The sequence below is a fragment of the Variovorax raffinosi genome, from assembly GCF_051216615.1.
GTDB lineage: Bacteria > Pseudomonadota > Gammaproteobacteria > Burkholderiales > Burkholderiaceae_C > Variovorax.
In genome coordinates this window covers 297,556-322,765 of sequence record NZ_JBPJZR010000004.1, presented here as the reverse complement: position 1 = coordinate 322,765, position 25,210 = coordinate 297,556, and the positions used below count along the sequence as shown (strand labels likewise).

General features: G+C 66.4%; 18 protein-coding genes. 13 read left to right on the top strand and 5 right to left on the bottom strand.

Annotated elements, in window-relative coordinates; all coding sequences use genetic code 11:
* Positions 1–53: 53 nt before the first annotated feature.
* Positions 54–1,151 (bottom strand): aminoglycoside phosphotransferase family protein, encoded by a 1,098-nt coding sequence (locus ACSFB7_RS15650; protein ID WP_435471584.1) that lies wholly within the window; start codon positions 1,149–1,151, stop codon positions 54–56.
* A 239-nt stretch (positions 1,152–1,390) separates the two neighbouring features.
* Here ACSFB7_RS15650 and ACSFB7_RS15645 point away from each other — a divergent pair, with 239 nt between their 5' ends.
* The 3 genes from ACSFB7_RS15645 to rsmA are packed head-to-tail and all read left to right on the top strand — an operon-like array spanning position 1,391 to position 6,156.
* Entirely contained in the window at positions 1,391–3,961 is a 2,571-nt protein-coding gene (locus tag ACSFB7_RS15645; RefSeq protein ID WP_435471582.1) for an LPS-assembly protein LptD, read from the top strand.
* A 19-nt stretch (positions 3,962–3,980) separates the two neighbouring features.
* The gene (locus tag ACSFB7_RS15640; RefSeq protein WP_435471580.1) at positions 3,981–5,387 is read left to right on the top strand and encodes a peptidylprolyl isomerase; all 1,407 of its coding nucleotides are present in this window, start codon (positions 3,981–3,983) and stop codon (positions 5,385–5,387) included.
* Positions 5,388–5,391: 4 nt separating this feature from the next.
* Positions 5,392–6,156: a 16S rRNA (adenine(1518)-N(6)/adenine(1519)-N(6))-dimethyltransferase RsmA gene (rsmA, locus tag ACSFB7_RS15635; protein WP_435471578.1), complete on the top strand. Its 765-nt coding sequence runs from the start codon at positions 5,392–5,394 to the stop codon at positions 6,154–6,156.
* A gap of 52 nt (positions 6,157–6,208) precedes the next feature.
* Here rsmA and ACSFB7_RS15630 read toward each other — a convergent pair whose 3' ends face one another.
* The 4 genes from ACSFB7_RS15630 to ACSFB7_RS15615 all read right to left on the bottom strand — a co-directional run bounded on the left by ACSFB7_RS15630 (position 6,209) and on the right by ACSFB7_RS15615 (position 9,847).
* Positions 6,209–6,448: a hypothetical protein gene (locus tag ACSFB7_RS15630; protein ID WP_435471576.1), complete on the bottom strand. Its 240-nt coding sequence runs from the start codon at positions 6,446–6,448 to the stop codon at positions 6,209–6,211.
* The gene (locus ACSFB7_RS15625) at positions 6,427–6,852 is read right to left on the bottom strand and encodes a barstar family protein (protein ID WP_086011111.1); all 426 of its coding nucleotides are present in this window, start codon (positions 6,850–6,852) and stop codon (positions 6,427–6,429) included. Before ACSFB7_RS15625 ends, ACSFB7_RS15630 begins: the two co-directional genes overlap by 22 nt.
* Before the next feature lie 50 nt (positions 6,853–6,902).
* Positions 6,903–7,316: a guanyl-specific ribonuclease gene (locus tag ACSFB7_RS15620; protein WP_187113007.1), complete on the bottom strand. Its 414-nt coding sequence runs from the start codon at positions 7,314–7,316 to the stop codon at positions 6,903–6,905.
* 182 nt (positions 7,317–7,498) lie between these two features.
* Positions 7,499–9,847, bottom strand: a complete 2,349-nt coding sequence (locus ACSFB7_RS15615; protein WP_435471574.1) for an NADP-dependent malic enzyme — start codon at positions 9,845–9,847, stop codon at positions 7,499–7,501.
* A gap of 165 nt (positions 9,848–10,012) precedes the next feature.
* On the opposite strand from ACSFB7_RS15615, the gene ACSFB7_RS15610 reads away from it, so the two are divergent.
* From ACSFB7_RS15610 to ACSFB7_RS15565, 10 genes are all read left to right on the top strand, one after another.
* Positions 10,013–11,080 (top strand): SPFH domain-containing protein, encoded by a 1,068-nt coding sequence (locus ACSFB7_RS15610; protein ID WP_435471572.1) that lies wholly within the window; start codon positions 10,013–10,015, stop codon positions 11,078–11,080.
* 142 nt (positions 11,081–11,222) lie between these two features.
* Positions 11,223–12,710: a DUF4178 domain-containing protein gene (locus tag ACSFB7_RS15605; protein ID WP_435471570.1), complete on the top strand. Its 1,488-nt coding sequence runs from the start codon at positions 11,223–11,225 to the stop codon at positions 12,708–12,710.
* Between the two features lie 48 nt (positions 12,711–12,758).
* Complete coding sequence (locus ACSFB7_RS15600; protein WP_187113003.1) at positions 12,759–12,977, top strand: DUF350 domain-containing protein; 219 nt, start codon at positions 12,759–12,761, stop codon at positions 12,975–12,977.
* A 102-nt stretch (positions 12,978–13,079) separates the two neighbouring features.
* Positions 13,080–14,627, top strand: a complete 1,548-nt coding sequence (locus tag ACSFB7_RS15595) for a polyamine aminopropyltransferase (RefSeq protein ID WP_435471568.1) — start codon at positions 13,080–13,082, stop codon at positions 14,625–14,627.
* Positions 14,628–14,634: 7 nt separating this feature from the next.
* Positions 14,635–16,272 (top strand): FAD-dependent oxidoreductase, encoded by a 1,638-nt coding sequence (locus ACSFB7_RS15590; protein ID WP_435471566.1) that lies wholly within the window; start codon positions 14,635–14,637, stop codon positions 16,270–16,272.
* On the top strand, positions 16,269–17,411 hold the full coding sequence (locus ACSFB7_RS15585) for a saccharopine dehydrogenase family protein (protein ID WP_435471564.1): 1,143 nt from the start codon (positions 16,269–16,271) through the stop codon (positions 17,409–17,411). Before ACSFB7_RS15590 ends, ACSFB7_RS15585 begins: the two co-directional genes overlap by 4 nt.
* Positions 17,392–17,898, top strand: coding sequence for an SRPBCC family protein (locus ACSFB7_RS15580; protein ID WP_435471562.1), 507 nt, complete (start codon positions 17,392–17,394; stop codon positions 17,896–17,898). The genes ACSFB7_RS15585 and ACSFB7_RS15580 overlap by 20 nt, the downstream gene beginning before the upstream one ends.
* The gene (locus tag ACSFB7_RS15575; protein WP_435471560.1) at positions 17,895–18,272 is read left to right on the top strand and encodes a DoxX-like family protein; all 378 of its coding nucleotides are present in this window, start codon (positions 17,895–17,897) and stop codon (positions 18,270–18,272) included. Before ACSFB7_RS15580 ends, ACSFB7_RS15575 begins: the two co-directional genes overlap by 4 nt.
* A complete protein-coding gene (locus tag ACSFB7_RS15570) occupies positions 18,269–18,745 on the top strand; it encodes a DUF2269 family protein (RefSeq protein WP_435471558.1) in 477 nt (158 codons plus the stop codon). Before ACSFB7_RS15575 ends, ACSFB7_RS15570 begins: the two co-directional genes overlap by 4 nt.
* 450 nt (positions 18,746–19,195) lie before the next feature.
* Positions 19,196–25,210, top strand: coding sequence for an alpha-2-macroglobulin (locus ACSFB7_RS15565; protein ID WP_435471556.1), 6,015 nt, complete (start codon positions 19,196–19,198; stop codon positions 25,208–25,210).

The following is a 25,210-nucleotide window of genomic DNA, read 5'->3' as shown; positions in this document are numbered from 1 at the left end:
CGAGGAACGACCGTTGTATGGCCGTCACAGGCCCTTAGCTTTTCAGCTTTCCTTCAGACACGGCCGTAGGCGAAGCCGGTGAGCGCCGAAGTGCCCTCGATTTCGTCGATCACGCGCACCAGCGGCGTCAGTTCCATGTAGCGGCCCGCGGTGGCGCGGATGTAGGCGATGAAGCGTGGCGTGTCAGCCAGATAACGGGGCTTGCCGTCGCGCAGCGTGAGGCGCGCGAAGATGCCGGCGACCTTCAGGTGGCGCTGCAGGCCCATCCATTCGACCGCGCGGTAGAAGGCGCCGAAGTCTTCGTCGACCGGCAGGCCGGCCTTGCGGGCGGCCACCCAGTAGCGGATGGTGATGTCGAGCACGAACTCTTCGTCCCAGCTCAGGAAGGCATCGCGCATCAGGCTGGCGATGTCGTAGGTGATCGGGCCGTAGACCGCGTCCTGGAAGTCGAGCACGCCGAGCGCCGTGCTGTTGCCGGTCATCAGGTTGCGCGGCATGAAGTCGCGGTGCACGTAGACGCTGGGCGAAGCCAGGTTGCTGTCGACGATCAGCTTGAAGCTGCGCTCCAGCCGCTCCTTGAGCTTGCCCTCGACGGCGATGCCGCGATGGCGAGTGATGTACCACTCGGGGAAAAGGGCCAGTTCGCGTTCGAGCAGGGCCCTGTCGTAGGGGGGCAGCACGCCGGGCTGGGAGCTCAGTTGCCAGCGGATCAGCGCGTCGATCGCCTGGTCGTAGAGCGGGCGGCTGGCGTCCGGGCGGGCCGGATCGAGCGCGTCCAGCATGGTCTGGTGGCCCAGGTCGTCGAGCAGCAGAAAGCCGTTGACCCGGTCCCATTCGAGCACCGTGGGAGCGAGCACGCCGGCGTCGGCCATGAGCTTTGCCACCTGCACGAAGGGGTCGCTGTTCTCCTTGTCGGGCGGGGCGTCCATCACGATGCGCGTGGGGGCTGCGGCATCGGTAGTGTCGAGGCGGAAGTAGCGGCGGAAGCTGGCGTCGACCGAGGCCAGGCGGACCGTGCCCGGCAGCAGGTGATGGGCGCCGGCGATGCCGGTCAGCCAGCCCCGGAACACTTCGGCCCGCTGCGGATCTGTCCAGAGAATGGTCTCGGCGGTGCCTGGGGGCAATGAGGTCGGGGGCAGGGGTGCTGTCATGGATAATCGATTCTACAAATCCGCCTGGCGCGGCAACCCCCTTGGGCCGGCTTCCGGCCGGGACGGGTTGCTGCCGGCCCCCGCAACCCGCCGGCCTGCCGCGCCGTCTCCCCCGACGATACCCTTCGTTCCGAACCGATGCCTACGACCCAATGCCCTGACGCTTGGCACCTTGTGCGCTCGCTGCTCTCCCCGGGAGAGTCGCCGGCTTTCCCCGGATCGGCGAGGCGGAGGGCTTGATGAGCCGACGTGTTGCCTCGCGGCGCGCCAGCCCGCCGCTGCCACTGGCCGTGCTGTCGCTGGCGCTGCTGCATGCGCATGGCGCGTTCGCTCAATCCGCAGGCGGCGGCCTCGACGGCCCGCTCACGCTGAAGCGCACACCGCTGCTGACGGAAATCCTGCCCCCCGCAGAGCGCGGCCAGTTGCCCAGCCTGCTCAGCGGCGACCGCATGTCGGGCCGGCCCGATCTGGAAACCGTGGTCGAAGGCAATGCCACGCTGCGGCGCGGCGCCCTTGCCATCACCGCGGACCGCCTCGAGTACTACCAGCCCGACGACCGTGCCAAGGCCACGGGCAACGTGCGGGTCAACCAGGGCGGCAACGTGTACGAAGGGCCGGAGTTGCAACTCAAGCTCGAGACCTTCGAGGGCTTCTTCAACAACGTGCGCTATCACTTCCTGGCGAACGACGCGCACGGCGAAGCGCAACGCATCGATTTCGTCGATTCCAATGTGTCGATAGCCCGGCAGGCCACCTACACCACCTGCCGCCGCGAAGATTTCCCCGGCTGGATGCCGGCCTGGCTGCTGACCGCGAACTCGATCACGACCGATACCCAGGAAAACGAGGGTGTGGCCAAGAATGCCCGGCTGAGCTTCATGGGCATCTCGACGCCGGCGCTTCCGAGCGTGAGCTTCCCGCTGTCGAACGAGCGCAAGAGCGGCCTGCTGCCGCCCACGGTCGGCATCGACAACACCAACGGCATCGAGATCGCGCAGCCGTATTACTGGAACATCGCGCCCAACCGCGACGCCACGTTCACGCCGACGTTGATGACCAAGCGCGGCATCAATTTCAGCAACGAGTTCCGCTACCTCGAGAAGGACTACGGCGGCTCCATCCGCCTGGACCTGATGGGCAGCGACCGCCTGGTGGGCCAGCGCTACAACGAGAGCTTGCAGCAGGTGCTCAATGGAACGGCCACGGCCAGTTCGATCGGCCAGCCACCCACCAGCAACAAGCGCTGGGGCCTCTGGCTCAACCATCACCAGGATTTCGATGCCAAGGCGCTGGGCCTCGATTCACTGTCGGCCACCGTCAACATCAACCGGGTCAGCGACAACGACTACTGGCGCGACTTCACGCGCACGCCGTCGGTCGCAGTGCGCCAGTTGCCCAACGACGCCTCGCTCAACTGGGGCAAGGGCGACTGGACCGGCAGCGTGCGTACGCTGGCCTACCAGACGCTGCAGTACTCGCTGTCGCCGATCGTGCCTTCGTACGACCGCCTGCCGCAGGTCACCGCCAACTACAGGAAGTACGACTGGCACGGCTTCGACGTTGCGTTCACCGCGGACTACACGCACTTCAGCGCGCCACGCATCCTGTTCGGGCAGAACGGCTTCGATGCCAACCAGCAGTCGCAGCCTGACGGTGACCGCGCCTTCGTGCAGGGCTCGATCAGCCGGCCATTCATCACGCCGAGTTCGTTCGTGATCCCGAAGCTGCAGGTGCAGTCGGCCGCGTACAACTACTTCGTGCCGCAGGCGAATATTCCGAAGTTGACGCTCAACGGCATCACCTACGTCAACGGCATTCCCTACACCGCGAATTCGCCGGTGCTCATCGGCACGTCGAGCACCAGCACCGTGCCGACCTTCAGCCTCGACAGCGGCCTGATCTTCGAGCGTGACGCCAGCTACTTCGGCCGCGCCTTCCGCCAGACGCTGGAGCCGCGTGCGTACTACGTCTACACGCCGTACCGCGACCAGAGCATGCTGCCGAACTACGACACGGCGGCCAACGACTTCAGCTTTGCAACCATCTATACCGAGAACGCGTTCTCGGGCAACGACCGCATCTCGGACACCAACGCGCTCACGCTCGGCGTGACCTCGCGCCTGATCGACCCTGGCACCGGCGTCGAAGCCGTGCGCTTCGGCATCGCCCAGCGGTTCCGCTTCTCCGACCAGAAGGTCACGCTGCCTGGCGTGGCGCCTGTCACCGATCGCACCAGCGACCTGCTGCTCGGCGCCCAGGTCAACTGGACACCCAAATGGAGCCTGGACACCCTGCTCCAGTACAACCCCGACACGCGAAGGTCGACGCGTTCGGCCATCAGCGCGCGCTACAACCCCGAGCCGTACCACAACCTCAGCGCCGCCTTCCGCTACCAGGCGCCGAGTACGCCGACCGCGACCGACGGCAGCAAGTCGATCGACGTGGGCTGGCAATGGCCGGTCAACGACCTGTGGGGCGACAAGGGCAAGAACCTCGGTCCGGGCAAGGGCCAGGGCGGTGGACGCTGGTACGCCGTGGGCCGCCTGAACTACGACCTGCAGGCCAAGGGACTCACGGACGGTGTGCTCGGTTTCGAGTACGACGGCTGCTGCTGGATCGGCCGCGTGGTGCTGCAACGCATCACGACCGGGCAGGTGAAACCCAACACCCGCCTCATGTTCCAGCTCGAATTTGTCGGCTTCTCCAGCATCGGGTCGAGCCCGATGCAGGCCTTGCGGCAAAACATCCAGCGCTACCAACCCTTGCGCCAACCTGGCGAAGCACCGAGCCGCTTCACCAATTACGACTGACGACAGACTGAGCTAAGCCATGAAACACATCCGTTCCATCATCACCCTGGGCTGCCTCGCAGCAATGGCTGCAACGTCGGGTGCACAGGGCTTTCGCTCTGGCAGCGGCATCACGGACATCATGCGCGCCGGCCCGCGCCTCGGCCCGCCCGCAGCGCGCCCCGCGGCCAACGCACCTGCTTCGCCGCCGGTGCAGCGCTCCGCTGAATTCATCGTCGCGCTGGTCAATTCCGAGCCGATCACCAACACCGACGTGCTGATGCGGGTGGATCGCCTGATCAAGGAAAACGCCGAAGCCGCGCGCGTGCCGCGCGGCGAACTCACGCGGCTCGTGCTGGAGCGCCTGATTTCCGAGCGCGCCCAGCTGCAGCTGGCCAAGGAAAACGGCATCAAGGTCGACGAGGTGGCGATCGACCAGGCCGAGCAGACCGTGGCCCGCCAGAACGAGATCAGCCTGACCGAGCTGCACCGCCGCGTGGCCGCCGAAGGCATCGCACTGGTGAACTTCCGCCGCGACCTGCGCGACCAGTTGCTGCTCACGCGCCTGCGCGATCGCGAGGTCGAGTCGAAGGTCAAGATCAGCGATGCCGAGGCCGACGAGTACCTGCGCGACCAGCGCAATGTCACCGTCAAGAACGCGGCGTTGGAAAATCTCAACCTCGCGCAGGTGCTTGTTGCCGTGCCCGAGAACGCCACCGACGCGCAGGTGGCCGCCGCGCAGAAAAAGGCGCAGGACCTCACGCAGCGCGCCCGCTCCGGCGAGGACTTTGCCAAGCTGGTGCGCGAGAACTCGGATTCGCCCGACCGGGCCAATGGCGGCGCGATCGGCATGCGCAGCGCCGACCGCTATCCGCCGCTGTTTGTCGAGGCCACGCAGTCGACGGCGGTGAACGGCATTGCCGGGCCCGTCCGCTCGAGCGCCGGCTTCCATGTGCTCAAGGTCTTGGCCAAGGCCCAGCTCGGCGCGGCGGACGCGACCGTCACCCAGACGCAAGTGCGCCACATCCTGCTGCTCAACGATCCCAAGCGCACCACGGCGCAGGCGGTGGCGCAGCTTGCCGAACTCAAGCGCCGTGTGCAGGCCGGGGCCGACTTCGCCGGTTTGGCCCGCGACAACTCGCAGGATGGAAGCGCCAAGGACGGTGGCGACCTCGGCTGGTCGCAGCCGGGCCAGTTCGTGCCCGAGTTCGAGGAAGCCATGGACCGGCTCTCGCCGGGCCAGATCAGCGACCCCGTGGTGTCGCGCTTCGGCGTGCACCTGATCCAGGTGATCGGCCGTCGCGATTCCAAGCTGACCCAAACCGAGCAGCGTGAAGCCGCGCGGGCGGCGCTGCGCGAACAGCGTGTCGACGAAGCCTTCAACACCTGGGTGCAGGAAGTGCGCGCCCGCGCCTACGTCGAGTACCGCGAACCGCCGCAGTCCTGATTCGATGGCACACATCGCCAGAAAGCGATTCGGGCAGCATTTCCTGTCCGACGGCGGGATCATCGACGCGATCGTGCACGAGATCGCGCCGCAGCCCGGCGACGCGATGGTCGAGATCGGCCCTGGGCTCGCGGCGCTGACGCAGCCGCTGGTCGAGCGGCTCGGCCGCCTCACGGTCATCGAGCTCGACCGCGACCTGGCCAAGCGCCTGCGCGAGCATCCGCAACTCGACGTCATCGAATCCGATGTGCTGAAGGTGGACTTTGCCGAGCTGGCCGGCCGGTTCCCGGGGAAGCCCCTGCGCGTTGTGGGCAACCTGCCCTACAACATCTCCACGCCCATCCTGTTCCACCTGCTGGGCTCCGCCCATCTGGTCGCCGACCAGCACTTCATGCTGCAAAAGGAAGTGATCGACCGCATGGTGGCCAGGCCCGCCACCTCGGACTACAGCCGCCTGAGCGTGATGCTGCAGTGGCGTTACGACATGGCCAACGTGCTGTTCGTGCCGCCGGAGAGCTTCGATCCGCCGCCGCGCGTCGACAGCGCCGTGGTGCGGATGGTGCCGCTGGCGCAGCCGCCGGCGGTCGATGCCGCGCGGCTCGGCGAGATCGTGCAGGTCGCCTTCAGCCAGCGCCGCAAGATCATGCGGCACACGCTGGGCAGGTGGCTGGAAGAACACGGCTTCGCCGGCACGTTCGATGCTCAGCGCCGGGCCGAAGAGGTGCCGGTGGCCGAATACGTTGCATTGGCCCAGGCCGTTCCCCCATGAAAAAAGCCCGTCGACGACGGGCTTTTCTACAAGGGCAAAAGCCCGTTGTTACTTACGCTGCTGCGAGCCAGTAACCCGCATTGAACGGGCTGCTCATGCGCAAGGCCAGGGGCGAAACATCGACCAGTTTGTCGGTCGGCATTTTTTCGCCGGCCGGCTCGGTGCTGGCGACGGCCGTGGTGGTGGTGTTGACTTCGATGCCGTCGAGGGTTTCAGCATTTGGCTGAGCCTCGTTCGCCCGTTCTGCTTGGCTGGTAGATGCAGAACGGGCTACAGAAAAGAATAGAAGCACCGGAAGGGGACCTTGCGGTCACCCCAGTAATCCGAGGCGTCGCGGAAGATGTCGAGCAGTTGCTCGCGCGCTTCCTTGTCGAACTTGGCGTTGGCGGGGATCTGCTCGAGCACGATGACAAAACCTGGCTGCGGGCCCGATTTATGCAACGGATCGGTCATGCAGTCGTACAGCGCGTCGAAGTTCTTGCCGAAGTGCGCCGGGAAGGTGAACTGCTGGGCGATCAGGTCGAGCACGTCCTGCTTGGTCTGGGCGTTGCCCAGGTTGGCATACAGGAAGTGCTGGCCGGCCGCGTTGGCAGCGTCCTGCAGGTCGTTCACGCGGAAGGCGCGGATCGATTGCACGATGTTCGGGCGTACGGCACGAAGGGATAAAGTCATCTCCGCTGGTCTTTCCATAGTCATCATCATTTCTTCGGGGCGCTTCGGGGCGCCGCTCAGGTCGTTGTCATCGCTCATGGCGCAATCCGTCTGAAACTCGCATAGTGGTCTGCCGTGTACCAGCAGGCCTCGGGCGTCGTGCGTTGTTCACCACCGCAGACTATTCGTTGTGCACCACGATTGCGCGAGCCCGGTGTCGTCACCGTGTACTCGCGGTAGTGGCCGCGCCGTGCCGATGGCAGGAGACGCTCGCGATTGCCAAATACCGTGCCGTCCTTGTCGTACCGGAAGGGGCCGCCGTTGAGGATGGCCTGGTAGGTTCGCTGGCCCTGCACTGGCAGGTCGGTCAGTGCAATCGATTCCTCGGTGGACGTTTTTCCGGCGCCGAACCATCCGCGGGCCTCGGCCCCGGTCGTCAACGCTGCCAGCATCAGGCCGGTGAGCGCAAACTTTGTGACAGAGGACGTGATCGAGGCGTAAGCCGCCATGGGGGCACCACAAGAAAAGAGCGGGGGGTCCGAATCAGCGATCAACCTCGGGGTTAACCCGCAAATTCAAGCCCGCGAGTGTGCACCACGCTGGAGAAAATAGCAAGCGACTGCTCAAAGTTTGAGCAGTCGCGGGGCTATCGAGTGGCAATTTAAGTTGGCGGCCACTCTCGCCAAATGGCCTATCTCTCGGCGTTTGCGTCAGCCACTGTCAAGGCTGTCATGTTCACGATGCGCCGAACAGTCGCGCTGGCCGTGAGAATGTGCACAGGTTTGGCCGCACCCAGCAGAACCGGGCCGATCGCGATGTTGCCGCCTGCCGCCGTCTTGAGCAGGTTGTACGAAATATTGGCCGCGTCGATGTTCGGAAATACCAACAGGTTGGCATCGCCCGCCAGCGCGCTGTGCGGCATGACGACCGCGCGCTGCTTGCTGTCCAGCGCCACGTCGCCGTGCATTTCGCCGTCGACTTCGAGCCAGGGCGCCTGAACGCGCAGCAGGTCGAGCGTCTTGCGCATCTTGATGGCGCTGGGCTCGTTGCTGGTGCCGAAGTTGGAATGCGACAGCAGCGCCGCCTTCGGCTTGAGGCCGAAGCGCATCATTTCCTCGGCCGCCATCGTCGTGATCTCGGCCAGTTCCTCGGGCGAGGGGTCGTAGTTGACGTGCGTGTCGACCAGGAACACCTGGCGATCGGGCAGCAGCAGGCCGTTCATGCAGGCGTACACCGGCACGTCCTGCGGCGTGCTTTCGCAGCCGCCCGGGCGCTTGCCGATCACCTGGTCGATGTAGTGCAGGTGGATCAGCGTGGTGCCCCAGGTGCCGCAGATCATGCCGTCGACCTCGTCCTTGTGCAGCAGCATCGCGCCGATCAGCGTGAGGCGGCGGCGCATCTCGATCTTGGCGGTCTGCACCGTCTGGCCCTTGCGCTCGGTCATGCGGTGGTAGGTCTGCCAGAAGTCGCGGTAGCGGTGGTCCTGCTCGACATTGACGATGTCGTAGTCCAGCTCTTCCTTCAGGCGCAGGCCGAACTTCTCGATGCGTTGGGCGATGACGGCCGGGCGGCCGATCAGCGTCGGGCGCGCGATGCCTTCGTCGACCACGATCTGCGCGGCGCGCAGCACGCGCTCTTCTTCGCCTTCACAGTACGCCACGCGCTTCTTGGCGGCGCGCCGGGCGGCTTCGAAGATCGGCTTCATCGTCGTGCCCGAGGCATAGACGAAGTTCTGCAGCTTGTCGCGGTAGGCGTCCATGTCCTTGATCGGACGCATCGCCACGCCGCTTTCCTCGGCGGCCTTGGCCACGGCCGGCGCGATCTTCATCATCAGGCGCGGATCGAAAGGCTTCGGAATCAGGTACTCGGGCCCGAAGGACAGCTTTTCACCGACGTAGGCAGCAGCCACGCGCTCGCTCTGCTCGGCCTGCGCCAGATCGGCAATGGCGTGCACCGCGGCGATTTCCATCTCGTCGGTGATCGTGGTCGCGCCGCAGTCGAGCGCGCCACGGAAGATGTACGGGAAGCACAGGACGTTGTTGACCTGGTTCGGGTAGTCGGTGCGGCCCGTGGCCATGATCACGTCGTTGCGCACCGCATGGGCGTCTTCGGGCGCGATCTCGGGGTTCGGGTTGGCCAGCGCGAAGATCACCGGCTTGGCCGCCATCTTGGCCACCATCTCGGGCTTGAGCACGCCGCCGGCCGACAGGCCCAGGAACACGTCGGCACCCACGATCACTTCCGCCAGCTTGCGCAGGTCGGTCTTTTGCATGTACTGGCGCTTGTCGTCGTCCATCAGCTCTTCGCGGCCTTCGTAGACCACGCCGGCCAGGTCGGTGACGAACACGTTCTCGCGCTTCAGGCCCACCTTGAGCAGCAGGTTCAGGCAGGCCAGCGCCGCGGCGCCCGCGCCCGAGGTGACCAGCTTCACTTCGGCGATGTTCTTGCCCGCCACCTTCAGGCCGTTGACCATGGCCGCCGCCACCGTGATGGCCGTGCCGTGCTGGTCGTCGTGGAACACCGGGATCTTCATGCGCTTGCGCAGCTCGCGCTCGACGTAGAAGCAATCGGGTGCCTTGATGTCTTCGAGGTTGATGGCGCCGAAGGTCGGCTCCAGCGAGGCAATGATCTCGACCAGCTTGGCCGGGTCCTTCTCGTCGATCTCGATGTCGAACACGTCGACACCGGCGAACTTCTTGAAGAGAACGCCCTTGCCTTCCATCACCGGCTTGGAAGCCAGCGGGCCGATGTCGCCCAGGCCGAGCACGGCGGTGCCGTTGGAGATCACGCCGACGAGGTTGCCGCGCGACGTGTACTTGAAAGCGTTGGCCGGGTCCTTGACGATTTCCTCGCAGGGCGCGGCCACGCCGGGCGAGTACGCCAGCGACAGGTCGCGCTGGTTGACCATCTGCTTGGTCGCCGCAATGGCGATCTTGCCGGGAACGGGAAACTCGTGGTACTCGAGGGCGGCACGGCGCAGCTCTGCGCGCTTGTCTTCGGGCGTGGGAGTCGATGAGGTCGATGGATTCGAATCTGACATGTGCCGTAGCTCCTGGTGGCGCTTCTTCTGGGGGCGCCGATTGTAGACCTCGGCTTGTGACGGCCTACGACGCATGGCCGAGCAAGGCATGACCAATCGCACTGCGCGCCGTCAAGTCGATGTGGCAATATGCACAGTTCGGAAAAAACCTGAAGAGGAGCAACCATGGCCCTGATGGATTTCATCAAGAAACAGTTCATCGACATCATCCAGTGGACCGAGACCGGCGATGGCACGCTGGCCTGGCGCTTCCCGATGGCGGACATGGAAATCCAGAACGGCGGCTCGCTCACCGTTCGCGAATCGCAGGTGGCCGTGTTCGTCAACGAAGGCAAGGTGGCCGATGTGTTCGGCCCCGGCATGTACAAGCTCACGACGCAGACGCTGCCCGTGCTCACGTACCTCAAGAACTGGGACAAGCTGTTCGAGTCTCCCTTCAAGAGCGACGTCTATTTCTTCAGCACGCGCCAGCAGGTCGACCAGAAGTGGGGCACGCCCCAGCCAATCACCATTCGCGACAAGGACTTCGGCGCCGTGCGCCTGCGGGCCTTCGGCAACTACAGCTTCCGCATCGGCGATGCCAAGCTGTTCCACACCGAAATCTCGGGCACGCGCGACATCTACAGCGTGGCCGACCTCGACGGCCAGTTGCGTGGCCTGGTGCTGCAGAACATCAGCAACGCCATCGCCTCCAGCGGCGTGCCTTTCCTCGACCTGGCGGCCAACCAGATCCAGTTTGCGCAGGCGCTTGCCGCGCAGCTCGTGCCCGAGTTCGAGAAGATCGGCATCAAGCTCGAGAACATCACGGTCCAGAACGTCTCGCTGCCCGAAGAGCTGCAGAAGATCCTCGACCAGAAGATCGGCATGGGCATGGTCGGCAACGACATGGGCAAGTTCATGCAGTACCAGACGGCGCAGGCGATCCCCAAGTTCGCCGAAGGCGCGGCCAGCGGCGGCGGCATTGCCGGCGACGCAATGGGCCTGGGCGCCGGCGTGGCGCTCGGCCAGGTGATGGCGCAGAACCTCGCGCAGGGCCTGAACCCGAACAACGCCAATGCAGCAGCGGCTGCCGCGGCTGCCGCCGGTGCGGCCGCGCAACCCACCGTGGCGGTGGTGAGTGCAGCCGATGTGATGACCACGCTCGAGAAGCTCGGCGAACTGAAGACCAAGGGCATCCTCACGCAGGAAGAGTTCGACGCCAAGAAGGCCGACCTCCTCAAGAAGCTGGTCTAACCTCCAGGCTTCGCGCACTTCGTGTCGCTTCTCCTTCCCCCTTGCAGGGGGCAATGCCCGTGGCCCGGCGCAGCCGGTTCCATGGCATTCCCCGCAACTGCATCCGTAGCCGCAGCCCCAGCCATCGCTTTCGTGTGGTGCCATGGCTGAGGAAACCGGCAACCAACGCTACTACCGCGCGCCCTGCCCCGGCTGCGGCGCGCCGGTCGAATTCCGCTCGGCGCAATCGACGCACGCGGTCTGCCCCTACTGCCAGAGCACCGTCGTGCGCCAGGGCGACACGCTCGCGCGCACCGGCAAGATGGCCGAGCTGTTCGACGACTTCAGCCCGCTGCAGCTGTTCGCCGCCGGCCGTATCCAGGACAAGCCGTTCACGCTGATCGGCCGCCTGCAATACACCTACCCCGGCGGCCGCTGGACCGAGTGGATTGCCGCCCTCGACGGCGACCGCACCGGCGTGCTGAGCGAGGACAACGGCGCCTACGTTTTCGCCCTGCCCTTCGATCTGCAGCGCACCGCGCCGCCGCCGGTCGACCTGCGCGTGGGCGCCACCAGCGCCTTTGCCGGCCAGAGCTACACCGTCACCTCGAACGAGCAGGTGGCGCTGACCTCCGCGCAGGGCGAGCTGCCGCACCTGCCCGAACTCGGTCGCTCCTTCGCGATGGTCGAGCTGCGCAACGACAAGGGGCTGGTGCTCAGCATCGACTACGGCACCGCGACGCCCACCGCGTACCTCGGCCGCTCGGTGCAGCTCGACGACCTGCAGCTCACCGGCCTGCGCGCCGAATCCGCCAAGGACGAAAAGGGCCGCAGCTTCAACTGCCCCAATTGCGGCTCGCCCGTCACCGTCAACCTGGCCGACAGCAAGAGCATCACCTGCGGCTCGTGCAACAGCATCATCGACCTGTCACAAGGCATCGGCGGCGAGCTCAAGCATGCGACACAAGACGAGCCCGTGCGCCCGCTCATCGCGCTCGGCACCATGGGCCAGTTGCAGGGCGCGCAGTGGCAGGTGGTCGGCTTCCAGCACCGCATGGGCACCGAGCCCGGCGACGACGAGCAGTTCGGCTGGGACGAATACCTGCTCTACAACGCCAAGCGCGGCTTCAGCTTTCTGGTCGACGCCGAGGACGGCTGGAGCCTGGTCAAGCCCACCACCGGCGCGCCGGTGATGGCCGAGAACGGCAGCACCGCAACCTACCTCAACAAGCGCTACCAGCAGCAGTACGCCTACAACGCCGAAACCAGCTACGTCGCGGGCGAGTTCTACTGGCAGGTCGAGCGCGGGCAGAAAACCTTCAACCGCGACTTCGCCAGCGGCCCCGCGCTGCTGTCGATGGAACGCTCGGCCAACGAGCTGACCTGGTCATCCGGCATCAAGCTCGACAGCGGCGTCGTGGCCACGGCCTTCAAGCTCGACGCCAAGAAGGACATGTTCAAGCGCGGCGACGCGCTGCCCGTGAGCGCCGCATCGGGCCTGGGCTGCGGCACGATCATCATCATCGTCGTGGTGATCATCATCCTGCTGGTCATCCTGAGCACCTGCAGCAGCAGCGGTGGTTCTTCGGGCGGCTCGCGCAGCTCGGGCGGCTCGTACGGCGGCTATTCGAGCGGCGGCGGGCACAAATGAAGCACATCATGTCGATGGCACTTGTTATTACTACGACTGGAGGTCCCCATGGGATTTGAATGGCTGAAACCGGGCGTGGTCCTCGGATCGCTCGTGTACGCGCTGATCGGCGTGGTGATCTTCTGGCTCTGCTTTTTGATCATCGACAAGATCACGCCCTATGACCTGTGGGCGGAAATCGTCGAGAAGCAGAACGTGGCACTGGGCCTGGTCGTGGCCGCCATGAGCCTGGGCATCTGCATCATCGTCGCCGCAGCGATCCATTAGCCCCCCGGCTTTGCACTTCGCTTCGCTACGTGTCATTCGCCACCCCCCGAGGGGGAGGCGCGGTCCGCCTTGGGGCGGCCCGGCGGCGACCGCCTGATCTCCATGGATACCTCTGCCAATCCGCTGCCGGCCAAGGGCCCGCAACCCGTCGAAATCGCGCTCCTGGCCAGCGTGTTCGTGGTCGCAGCCTGCGGGCTGGTCTACGAACTGAGCGCTGCGGCGCTCAGCTCCTACCTGCTCGGCGATTCGGTGCTGCAGTTCAGCACCATCATCGGCACCTACCTGTTCGCGATGGGCGTGGGCTCCTGGCTCTCGCGCTATTTCGACCGCCAGTTGCCTGCCCACTTCCTTCGCATCGAGCTGATGGTGGCGCTGATCGGCGGCGCGCTGCCGGCGATCCTGTTCCTGGCGAACGCCTATGCGCCCGGCGCCTTCCGGCTGCTGCTCTACGGCCTCGTGATGGTCGTCGGTACGCTGGTCGGCCTCGAAATCCCGCTGGTGATGCGCATCCTGCGGCGCAACATCCAGCTCAAGAACCTGGTGTCGCAGGTCCTGACCTTCGACTACCTCGGCGCGCTCGCCGTGTCGGTGGCGTTCCCGCTGATCCTCGTGCCGCAGCTCGGCATGATCCGCACCGGCCTGCTGTTCGGCTTCATGAATGCCGCGGTGGCGGTGTGGGCGCTATGGCTGTTCCGCCATGAGCTGCGCCGCGTCGGCGCGCATGCGCTGGCCTGCTTTCTTGCGCTGGCCGCGCTGCTTGGCGCCTTCGTCGGTGCCGACCACATCACCTCGCTGGCCGAAGACAAGTTCTACCAGGACCACATCGTGTTCAGCGCCACCTCGCCCTATCAGCGCATCGTGGTCACGCGCGGGCTGCTCGGGCATCGGCTCTTCCTGAACGGCAACCTGCAGTTCGCCGAGCGCGATGAATACCGCTATCACGAGGCCCTGGTGCATCCGGTGATGGCCGCGCAAGGCGCCCCGAAAAAGGTCGCGGTGCTCGGCGGCGGCGACGGCATGGCGGTGCGCGAGATCCTCAAGTACCCCTCGGTCGAGTCGGTCACGCTGGTCGAGCTCGACCCGAACATGACGCAACTCTTCACCACGCACGAAACACTGGCCCGGCTCAACGGCCATTCGCTGTCGTCGCCGAAGGTGAAGATCATCAACACCGACGCCTTCCAGTGGCTGCAGCAGCCGGGCGACACGTACGACGTGATCGTGGTCGACTTTCCCGATCCGACCAACTTCGCCATCGGCAAGCTCTACACAAACAGCTTCTACGCGCTGCTCGAAAAGCGGCTGTCCGCCAGCGGCTATGCGGTGATCCAGACCACCTCGCCGCTGGTCGCGCGCAAGAGCTACTGGACCGTGGCGACCACCATCGAATCCGTCGGCCTGACCGCAACGCCGTACCACGCGCATGTGCCGAGCTTCGGCGAATGGGGCTACATCATCGCGAGCCGCCGGCCCTACCGCATGCCCGATGCGCTGCCTGCGGGGCTGCGCTTTCTCTCGCCGTCCACCTTGCCGCTGATGTTCGACTTTCCGCTCGACATGGCGCGCGTGTCGACGGAAGTGAACCGCCTCTCGAACCAGATCCTCGTCACCACTTACGAACAGGAGTGGGGCAAGGTGATGGCGCACTAGCCGCGTCATGCAGCGTCGCGAATTCCTCAGCGTGGCGGCAGGTGCGGCGGGCGCCCTTGCGCTCGCTGGCTGCGAAGCGCCACCGCCGCCCATCGAAGGCGGCTTCACCGGCATCGACGTCACGCGCGGCCATGCGATGCGCGATGACGCGCTCAAGAGCCAGGCACCCGCCGTCGTGAAGCGCACGCGCGTCGTCATCGCCGGCGGCGGCGTCGCAGGCCTCGCGGCCGCGCGCGCGTTGCGCCTTGCAGGCACCGAAGACTTCGCGCTGCTCGAACTCGAAGACACCGCCGGCGGCAATGCGCGCGGCGGCATGGTCAACGGCATCGCCTGCCCGCTCGGCGCGCACTACCTGCCCGTGCCCGGCGACGACGCGCGCGAGGTGCAGGACCTGCTCGAAGAACTCGGCCTGCGCCGACGCGTGGCGGGCCGTTGGGAATACGACGAGATCAGCCTCTGCCACAGCCCGCAGGAGCGCCTGTTCCTGCACGGCGAATGGCAGGACGGCCTGCTGCCCGTGCACGGCGTGGGCGAGAGCACGCTCGCGCAGTACCGCAAGTTCGCGCAGCGCATCGACGCGCTGCAGCACGCGGCGCATTTCGCCATTCCCACGCTCAAGGTCGCGGTCACGCCCGAGCTGCTGGCGCTCGACGCCATCCCTTTCGCCAACTGGCTCGACAGCGAAGGCTTCAGCGACGTGCAACTGCGCTGGTACCTCGACTACTGCTGCCGCGACGACTACGGCGCGGGCATCGAGCACGTCTCCGCCTGGGCCGGTATCCACTACTTCGCGAGCCGACACGGCTTTCATGCGCCCGGCGATCCCACGGGCAGCGTCAACGATTCGAGCCCCGAGCGCGACGGCATCCTCACCTGGCCCGAAGGCAACGGCTGGCTCACGAAGCAACTGGCCACGCCGCTCGGCGACCGGCTGCACACCGGCCAGGTCGTCACGCGCATCGCCGACGTGCGCGGCGGCGTCGAGGTCGATGCATGGGATGCCGCCACAAAATCCCTCGTACGTTGGCAGGCCGAGCGCTGCATCGTCGCGCTGCCGGTGTTCATCGCCGCGCGCGTGGTCGAGAACCCGCCGCCCGTGCTCACGAACGCCGCCGCGCACGTGCGCTACGCGCCGTGGCTGGTCGCCAACGTGCATCTGCGCGGCCCGCTCGTCGACCGCCCCGGCGCCGCGCCGAGCTGGGACAACGTGATCTACGGCACGCGCGGCCTCGGCTATGTCGATGCGCGCCACCAGACGCTCGACCCCACGCCGCGCGGCACCGTGCTGAGCTGGTACCGCCCGCTCGGCCCGAGCAGCTACGACACCACCGACGGCCGCCGCCTGCTGCTCGACCGCCCGTGGACCGGCTGGCGCGATGACCTGCTCGCCGAACTCTCGGTGCCGCATCCCGACCTGCCGTCGCTGGCGACGCGCATCGACATCACGCGCTACGGCCACGCCATGTCGATCCCCCGGCCGGGGCTGCTGGCGCAGATCGGCTCGCAGCGCACCGCACCGGACGCGGCGCATCGCGGCAGCGTCGTCGCCGGGCGGCTGTCGTTCGCGCATGCCGACTGGTCGGGCTATTCGATCTTCGAGGAAGCGTTCACGCGCGGTCATGTCGCGGGGTCCCGAACGACATGATGAAGACGCTGGTGCTCGGCGGCTACGGCAACTTCGGCGCACGCATCTGCCGCGCGCTGGCACCGGGCCCCGACATCGAACTGCTGGTGGGCGGCCGCGATCTCGAACGGGCAACCGCCTTCGCGCAAACGCTGGGCGCCAACGCGCGCGGCGTTCGCGTCGATGCCCAATCGCCCGACCTCGCACAAGGCCTGGGTTACTTGGGCGTCGACCTCGTCATTCACACCGCAGGCCCGTTCCAGAACCAGGACTACCGCGTGCCGCAAGCCGTTGCAGCGGCCGGCGCGCACTACATCGACCTCGCCGATGGCCGCCGCTTCGTCTGCGACTTTCCTGCAGCACTCGATGTCGCCTTCCGCAGCGCAGGCCGCACCGCAGTGGCCGGTGCGAGCACCGTGCCCGCGCTGTCGTCGGCGGTGGTCGACCATCTCACGGCAGGCTGGCAGGGCATCCACAGCATCGACATCTGCATCGCGCCGGCACAAGGCGCGCCGCGCGGCGAAGCGACGCTTGCCGGCGTGCTCGCTTACTGCGGCGAACCGATCCGCGTCTGGCAGCACGGCCAATGGACCGAACAACCCGGCTGGGCCAACCCGGTGAAGGTGCAGTTCGCACGCATGAAGCCGCGCCGTGGCGCCTTGTGCGACATCCCCGACCTCGAACTTTTTCCCGCGCGCTACGCCGGCGTGCAGTCGGTCATGTTCCGCGCGGCGCTCGAAGTCGGCCTGGCTCAACAGGCCTTTGCGTTCATGGCGTTCATGCACCGCGTGGGCTTGCTGCCCGCGCCGCAAAAGCTGGCACCGCTGCTGCATTCGACCGGCCGCGTGTTCGATGCGCTCGGCACCGCATTGGGCGGCATGGTGGTGCGCGTGACGGGCACCGACGCGCAAGGCCGGGCAGCGCGACGCGCATGGCACATCGCATCCGACGACAACCACGGCCCCGAGATCCCCTGCATGGCCGCCATCCTGCTGGCCCGTCGCCTTGCACGCGGCGATGCATTGCCCATCGGCGCACACGCCTGTGCAGGCCTGCTCGCCCTGCCGGAATTCGAGCCCGAGTTCGCCCGCTGGGGCATGGTGACCGATGTGGTCGACGAAGGCGAAAGCGCGACAGGCCATGGCGCACCAGCGCTTTGAGTTCGACATGCCGGCGCCGGCCGACGTGGTCTTCGACGCCTTCCACTATCACGTCTGGCGTTCGCGCTGGGACTCGCTGGTCGGCAATGCCCGCGTGGTGGGCGGTGCACCTTGCCCCTTCGTGGGTGCGGAAACCGAGAACACCGGCGGTGGCTGGCTGCGCGGCCTGTCGATGCGCACGCGCTTCGTCACTTTCGAGCGACCGCATGTGGCGGCGGCCTCGATGATCGGCCACTCCTTTCCCTTCAGCCGATGGGCCGCCTCCATGCGGCACCGCGACACGCAACCAGGCCACTCCGTGCTGATCTACGTCTACACCATCGAAGCCGAGCCGCGGGCGTTTCGCTGGCTTCTGGAGCCCGTGGTGGTGCGGGTCTTCGCGCGGCAGACGCAGCGGCGTTTTGCGCGCATGCGCGACTTCCTGGCAGCGCATGCGAACGAGATCGTCGAGTGGCAGCGGGTGGAGCATGGGAGTGATACAGCATGACAAACACGGAAAGCGATGACCGCCTGCTGCGTTTCAGCCTCGTTGTGGTGTGGCTGTTCACGGCCATCGCCAGCATCGTCGAACTTGATGGCCAGAGCCGTCGCGTGTTGGCCGAAGCCGGCATCGCATCGCCGCCGTGGCTGATGCAGTGGCTCATCGTCGGCGGCGCGGCAGCAGACCTTGTCATCGGCCTCGCGCTCTGGCTGCGGCCCGGCCGCAGCAGCTACGCGACCGCTCTCGCCCTGATGCTCGTCATGACCCTCGTGGCGACCGTGCTCCAGCCCACCTTGTGGCTGCACCCGCTCGGCCCGCTGCTCAAGAACCTGCCCATCGCCGCCCTGCTCTGGCACCTGTACCGACGCGCAACGCCATGAACACTTATCTCGTCCTCAAGTGGCTGCATATCGTCTCCAGCGTGCTGATGGTCGGCACGGGGCTGGGCTCGGCCTTCTACATGTTCTTCACCAACCGCAGCGGCAGCGTGCCGGCGCAAGCGGTCGTGAGTCGTTTGGTCGTGCGGGCCGACTGGTGGTTCACGACGCCCACGGTCATCCTCCAGCCGGTCACAGGCTTCGCGTTGGCGCACATGGCGGGCTGGCCGTTGTCGACGCCTTGGCTGGCACTCTCGCTGACGTTGTTCGTTATTGCGGGCCTCTGCTGGCTGCCGGTGGTGTGGCTGCAGATCCGCATGGCGGCCATCGCAGCGCAGGCGCACCGTGACACCACACCGTTGCCACCGCTCTACGCGCGCTACCAGCGCTATTGGGAGCTGCTCGGGTATCCGGCCTTCGTGGCGATGGCGGTCGTGTTCTGGTTGATGGTGAACAAGCCCCAGCTCTCGTTCTGAGACGGTCTTCTGTTTTTTGGCGCTGCCGTTCTTCAGGGCGACGCTCCCGCCGATACGGGGCTCTTTTTCGCGAATGTCCCCCGCTTCGCTCCTCCTTTATTTCGCGAAAAGAGCCCCGTATCGGCGCGAGCGTTGGACAGAGCGTTGGTTGATCAGCGGTACACCAGCAGCGTGTCCCAGTGCGAATGACACCAGGTGCTCCCCGCAGCGAAATAAAGGAGGAGCGAAGCGGGGGACATTCGCGGAGGGGAGCTCCTGGTGTCATTCGCACCCGCCCGGAATGAACCCGAACCCGCCCCGAACAGCACAGCCCGCGACACAACGCACCAGAGCCAGAGACAGCCCAGATGCACTCTGTGCAGTTTTCACGCAGACTTCACACGCAGCGCCATCGCTTCACAGACCGCCAGCAAACTGGCAAGCGCCTACAAAAACATCGGGGGAGCTTCCATGCTTCAAGTTGCCAATCGAAAACTCGCATCGCTCAGCGATGTGCTCTTCACCGGCCTGGGCCGTGTGCTCGGTTTTCTGCGTCCGCTGGCCCGCGGACTCATCGGTTCCTGGCGACCCCCGGGCTGGCTGCGCATCATCGGCGCTTTCCTTCTCTTCGGCCTGCAGTGGCTGCAGCAACGCCTCGCATGGCTGGTGCTCCTCGCACTGCTCGTGCTGGCCGGCTGGGCCGCGAGCCCGCACGTGTTGAAGTGGTGGCACGGCCTCACGCCGGACCGCGTCGAGCCCATCGTCGCCACCGCGAAGCTGGAGCCGCCGCAACGCACGCAGATCGAAAACGACAAGGGCCCCAACCCCGTCGTCATCAACTTCACGGCCTCTGTCGCGCCCATCGCGCGCATCGGGCAAGAGGCGACCGGCATCACCATCGAGCCCGCCGTGGCAGGCCGCTGGACATGGACCAAGCAGAACCGGCTTGAATTCCTGCCCGCGCAGGACTGGCCCATCGGCCAGCCATACAAGGTGCAGTTCGCCGGCAACGCGCTCGCGCCGCACATCGAGATGGAGTTGCGCAAGTACGAGTTCACCTCGCCCGAGTTCAGCGCACGCATCGGCGGTGCCGAGTTCTACCAAGACCCCGTGCAGGCCAACGTGCGCCGTGCCCTCTTCCAGGTGCGCTTCTCGCACCCCGTCAACACCGCCGAGTTCGAAAAGCGCCTGGTGCTGACCTACGACCAACCTTGCGGCTCCTCGATCTTCAGCGTGGGCAAGTGCACCAGCGAGAAGTTCACCGTGAGCTACGACAAGCTGCGCCTTGCCGCCACCGTCCAGTCGGAGCCCCTGCCCATTCCCGAGAAGACGCGCCCGGTCGTGCTCAGCCTCACGGCCGGCGCGGTGGCGCAGAAGGGCGGCCCCGCGCAGCGCGGCGACGTCTCGCGCGCGGTCGACATCCCCGGCCTCTTCAGCCTCGACATCTCCAGCGTCGAGCCCACCATCGTCACCGGCGAGAACGGCGAACCCGAGCACGTGATGCACGTCACCGCCTCGATGCCGGTGCACGAGCGCGAAATGGCGCGCGTGGTGCAAGCCTGGCTGCTGCCGGTGACGGAAGACCCGAAGGGCGACCCGGAAGACAAGTTCGACTGGTCCGCCGCCTCGTCGAAGATCACCGACGCCGTGCTGCGCCGCGCAAAGAAGATCAACCTGCAGCCCATCGCCAGCGAACGCGAAGTGACCGAGATGGTCAGCTTCCGCATGCCCCAGGCCGAAGGCGGGCGCTACCTGCTGGTGCGCGTGGCCAAGGGCCTGAAGACGCCGGGCGGCTACCAGCTGGGCAACGCGCGGCAAGACGTGCTGCTGCTCAAGACCTTCGCGCCCGAACTCACCATCATGAGCCAGGGCTCGCTGCTCGCGCTGTCGGGCGAGCGCAAGCTGCCGATCCTGGTGCGCGACCTGCCGGGCATCCGCCTTGAAATCGGCCGCCTGCTGCCGCAGCAACTGCAGCACCTGGTCACGCAGACCAACGGCGACTTCGCGCATCCGCAGTTCTTCGGCAGCCTGCAGGGGGACAACCTTGTCGACCGCTTCCAGAAAGAGATTCCGCTGACCATTCCCGCCGGCAAGGCGCACTACGAAACCGTCGACTTCGCCGAATACCTGCGTAGCGACGTGGCCGACCGGCGCGGCGTCTTCCTGCTCAAGGTGCAGGGCTACGACCCCAAGGCCAAGAAGAAGCCCGAGGGCGATGCCACGCAGGCCCAATCCGAAGAAGGGCAGCAGGAAGAAGAACAACAGTCTTCCGACGAAGAAGGCAACCCCGAAAGCGGCAACCCCGAAGACCAGAAGGACCAGCGCCTGGTGCTCGTCACCGACCTGGGCATCGTCGCCAAGAAGTCGCTCGACGGCACGCGCGACGTGTTCGTGCAGAGCATCGCCAACGGCCAGCCCGTGGCCGGTGCGCTGGTCGAGGTGTGGGGCCGCAACGGCATGATCGTCGCGTCGCAATCCACCGATGCAACAGGCGCCGCGAAGCTGCCCAACCTGGCCGGCTACCAGCGCGAGAAGGCGCCCGTGGTGCTGGTGGTGCGCAAGGACGGCGACCTGAGCTTCCTGCCCTTCAACCGCAGCGACCGCACGCTCGACATCTCGCGCTTCGACGTCGGCGGCCTGCGCGCGGCCGGCGTGCCGAACCAGATGACGGCGTACGTGTTCAGCGACCGCGGCATCTATCGCCCCGGCGACACGATGCACATAGCGATGATGGTGAAGGCCGGCAACTGGGGCACCTCGCTGCGCGACCTGCCGCTCGAAGCCGAGATCATCGATGCGCGCGGCCTCAGCGTGCGTCGCGAGAAGCTCAAGCTCGGCCCTGGCGGCGCGGCGGAAATCGCCCACACCACACAAGACACCTCGCCCACCGGCAACTACACCGTCAACCTCTACCTGCCGCGCGAGTCTTCGCCCGGCACGCCCGAGGTCGCGGGCCTGCTCATCGGCAGCACCACCGTGAAGGTGCAGGAGTTCCTGCCCGACCGCACCAAGGTCGTGGCCAAGCTCAGCAGCGAGATCGCCGAAGGCTGGGTCAGCCCCAAGGACCTGAAGGCGCTGATCGATGTGCAGAACCTCTTCGGCACGCCCGCGCCCGACCGCAAGGTCGAAGGCACGCTCACGCTGAGCCCCGGCTTCCCGGTGTTCCGCGCCTTCACCGACTACGCCTTCTTCGACCCGCAACGCGCCACCGAAAAGCAGGTCGACGACCTGGGCAGCGTGCAGACCAGCGCCGACGGCAAGGCCGAGTTCGACCTGCGCCTGTCGCGCTTCGACGCCGCCACCTACCAGGTGCACGTGCTGGCCAAGGCCTTCGAGCCCGAGGGCGGACGCAGCGTCTCGGCCGAGGCCCAGACGCTGGTGAGCGACATGCCCTACCTTGTCGGCGTGAAGGTCGACGGCGACACCAGCTACGTGAGCAAGGGCGCCGCGCGCAATGCCACCGTGATCGCCATCGACGCGAAGGCCAGGAAGACGGCCGTGGCCGACCTGAAGATCGAGCGCATCGAGCGCAAGGTGCTGTCGGTGCTCATCAAGCAGGACAACGGCCTGTACCGCTACGAGTCGCGCAAGAAGGAAATCGTGATCGACACGAAGCCCTTCGCGCTTACCGCAAACGGCAACACCGTGGCGCTCGACACCGGCGCGCCCGGCAACTTCGCCTACGTGGTGCGCAACGCCGAAGGCATGGAGCTGAACCGCGTCGAGTACAGCGTGGCGGGCAACGCCAACGTCTCGCGCTCGCTCGACCGCAATGCCGAACTGCAGCTCACGCTCGACCGCAAGGACTACGAGCCCGGGCAAGAGATCGAGGTGAGCATCCGCGCGCCGTACGTCGGTGCCGGCCTCATCACCATCGAGCGCGACAAGGTCTACGCCCACGCATGGTTCAAGACCGACAAGACCGCCTCGGTGCAGAAGATCACGCTGCCCAAGGACTTCGAGGGCACCGGCTACATCAACGTGCACTTCGTGCGCGACCCGGCATCGGACGAGGTCTACATGAGCCCGCTGTCGTACGGCATCGTGCCCTTCGCCACCGCGCTGACGAAACGCACCGCCAACCTGCAGCTCACCAGCACCGAGCTGGTGAAGCCGGGGCAGACGGTGAAGATGAAGCTCACCAGCGACAAGCCGACGCGCGCCGTGTTGTTCGCGGTGGACGAAGGCATCCTGCAGGTGGCGCGCTACAAGACGCCCGACCCGCTCAAGCACTTCTTCCAGAAGCGCGCGCTCGAAGTCGGCACTCTGCAGACGCTCGACCTGATCCTGCCGGAGTTCAAGAAGCTCATGCAGGGCGCCGCCCCCGGCGGTGACGGCGAGGGCGAACTCGGCAAGCACCTGAACCCGTTCAAGCGCAAGCGCGACAAGCCCGTGGCCTACTGGTCGGGGCTGGTCGACGTGAACGGCAGCCGCGAGTTCAGCTACACCGTGCCCGAGAGCTTCAACGGCAGCCTGCGCGTGATGGCCGTGGCCATCAACGACGAAACCACCGCCGCCAAGAGCACCCGCACCGTGGTGCGCGGCGACATGGTGATCTTGCCGAACGCACCGCTGGCGATGGCGCCCGGCGATACCGTCGAAGTGGGCGTGGGCCTTGCCAACAACATCGTGGGCTCGGGCAAGGAGGCGCCCATCGCGCTCACGCTCACCGCCTCGGGCGGCCTCGAAGTGGTGGGCGACGCCACGCAGACGCTCAAGGTCAACGAGCGCGGCGAAGCCAGCACCAAGTTCAATGTGCGTGCCAAGCCGGGCGAGCAGGCCGTGCTGGGTTCTTCGGCGCTGGTGTTCACATCGACGCACAAGACCTTCAGCGCGCGCCTGTCGACCGAAGTGAGCGTGCGGCCCGCATCGCCCTTCGTCACGCTGGTGCAGGCCGGCAGCTTCCAGCGCGCGGGCGAGTTGAGCAGCCAGGCCGACCTGTACCCGAACTTCCGCCAGAGCGACGTGGCCGTGTCGGCCGCGCCGTGGGCCTTTGCGACGGGCCTCATGCAGTACCTGGAGGCCTACCCGCACGGCTGCACCGAGCAGATCACGAGCCAGACCTTCCCGGCCGTGCTGCTGAGCAGCCGCCCCGAGCTGGTGAAGGAAATGGCGCGCGGCCGCACGGCCGAACAGGGCCCGATGCCCGAGGCGCGCAAGACCTTCGAGCGCTACCTCGTGCAACTGCGCGCACGGCAGACGGCCGACGGCGGCTTCTCGCTGTGGCCCGGTGCCGGCACCGACGCCTTTGCCACGCTCTACGCGGTGCACCTGCTGATCGAGGCGAAAGACCACAAGCTGCCGGTGCCGCAAGACCTGCTGCAAAAGGCGAACACGTATCTGCAAGGCTGGCTCGGCAGCGGCGACACCACGCTCGACGGCTGGCGCCAGCGCACGCAGGCGGCCTACCTGCTGACACGCCAGGGCATCATCGCGCCGGCCGCGCTGGCCAACCTGCGCGAAGCCTGGCGCAACAAGCAGACGCAGGGCTGGAGCGACGACCTTGGCGCCGTGTACCTTGCTGCGAGCTACCAGCTCGTGAAGCAGGAACAGGTGGCCAACGAGCTGCTCAACCCGGTGTGGTCCGACCTGCTCACGCGCACCGAGAAAAACACGCGCCGCAACGTCTGGGGCGCTTACTACGACCCGCTGGTGCACGACAGCATGATGCTGCACCTGGTGGCGCGGCACTTCCCCTCGCGCCTGAAGACGCTCAAGCCGGCGGTGTGGGAGCGCATGGGCACGATGGTGCGCGACGGCTGGTACAACAGCCTGTCGTCGGCCTCGATGCTGCTGGCGGTCGATTCGTACTTCGAGGCCGTGGGGCAGAACGTCGAAGGCAAGCTCACGGCGCAGACCGTCAACGCGCAAGGCCAGGCGGCAGCGCTTGCTTTGGGTGCGGTCAACCCGATCACGCGTGCTGGGGTGCCGGCCGGCACCGCCAAGCTGAAGCTGTCGAACGACAGCGACTTCAACCTCTACTACAGCTGGGCCGAACAGGGCTTCGAGCGCAACGTGCCCGCCACGCCGGTGAACAAGGGCCTTGAAATCTTTCATGAAGTGCTCGATGCCAAGGGTAACCCGGTCACCAAGGCCAAGCTCGGCGAAGAGGTCACGGTGCGGGTGCGCGTGCGCAGCCTGGAGCGTGCGCAGCTCAACGACGTGGCGCTGGTCGACGTGCTGCCCGGCGGGCTGGAGCCGGTGCTGCAGGCGGTGGGCGACGACGACGATGCCAACGCCGATGCGCCGATCTGGAAGAAGCGGCTCGGTGGCGGCGGCTCGTGGAAGGTGCAGTACGCCGACATCCGCGAAGACCGTGTGGTGTTCTACGGCAGCGTCAACAAGGACCTGCTCGAAGTGACCTACAAGGCGCGCGCCACCAACGTGGGCGACTTCGTGGTGCCGGCGGCGTATGGCGAGGCGATGTACGACCGGCGCGTGTTCTCGCGCTCGGCGGGCGCGCGCTTCCAGGTGGTGGCGAATTGA

Bases quoted from the DNA above. Each gene is read 5' to 3' on its own strand.
- ACSFB7_RS15590 (WP_435471566.1), top strand. From the start codon at position 14,635: ATGCAGCGTCGCGAATTCCTCAGCGTGGCGGCAGGTGCGGCGGGCGCC.
- ACSFB7_RS15605 (WP_435471570.1), top strand. From the start codon at position 11,223: ATGGCTGAGGAAACCGGCAACCAACGCTACTACCGCGCGCCCTGCCCC.
- ACSFB7_RS15625 (WP_086011111.1), bottom strand. From the start codon at position 6,852: ATGACTATGGAAAGACCAGCGGAGATGACTTTATCCCTTCGTGCCGTA.
- ACSFB7_RS15595 (WP_435471568.1), top strand. From the start codon at position 13,080: ATGGATACCTCTGCCAATCCGCTGCCGGCCAAGGGCCCGCAACCCGTC.
- ACSFB7_RS15565 (WP_435471556.1), top strand. From the start codon at position 19,196: ATGCTTCAAGTTGCCAATCGAAAACTCGCATCGCTCAGCGATGTGCTC.
- ACSFB7_RS15640 (WP_435471580.1), top strand. From the start codon at position 3,981: ATGAAACACATCCGTTCCATCATCACCCTGGGCTGCCTCGCAGCAATG.
- ACSFB7_RS15580 (WP_435471562.1), top strand. From the start codon at position 17,392: ATGGCGCACCAGCGCTTTGAGTTCGACATGCCGGCGCCGGCCGACGTG.
- ACSFB7_RS15650 (WP_435471584.1), bottom strand. From the start codon at position 1,151: ATGACAGCACCCCTGCCCCCGACCTCATTGCCCCCAGGCACCGCCGAG.
- ACSFB7_RS15600 (WP_187113003.1), top strand. From the start codon at position 12,759: ATGGGATTTGAATGGCTGAAACCGGGCGTGGTCCTCGGATCGCTCGTG.
- ACSFB7_RS15585 (WP_435471564.1), top strand. From the start codon at position 16,269: ATGATGAAGACGCTGGTGCTCGGCGGCTACGGCAACTTCGGCGCACGC.
- ACSFB7_RS15610 (WP_435471572.1), top strand. From the start codon at position 10,013: ATGGCCCTGATGGATTTCATCAAGAAACAGTTCATCGACATCATCCAG.
- ACSFB7_RS15570 (WP_435471558.1), top strand. From the start codon at position 18,269: ATGAACACTTATCTCGTCCTCAAGTGGCTGCATATCGTCTCCAGCGTG.
- ACSFB7_RS15645 (WP_435471582.1), top strand. From the start codon at position 1,391: ATGAGCCGACGTGTTGCCTCGCGGCGCGCCAGCCCGCCGCTGCCACTG.
- ACSFB7_RS15575 (WP_435471560.1), top strand. From the start codon at position 17,895: ATGACAAACACGGAAAGCGATGACCGCCTGCTGCGTTTCAGCCTCGTT.
- ACSFB7_RS15620 (WP_187113007.1), bottom strand. From the start codon at position 7,316: ATGGCGGCTTACGCCTCGATCACGTCCTCTGTCACAAAGTTTGCGCTC.
- ACSFB7_RS15615 (WP_435471574.1), bottom strand. From the start codon at position 9,847: ATGTCAGATTCGAATCCATCGACCTCATCGACTCCCACGCCCGAAGAC.
- rsmA (WP_435471578.1), top strand. From the start codon at position 5,392: ATGGCACACATCGCCAGAAAGCGATTCGGGCAGCATTTCCTGTCCGAC.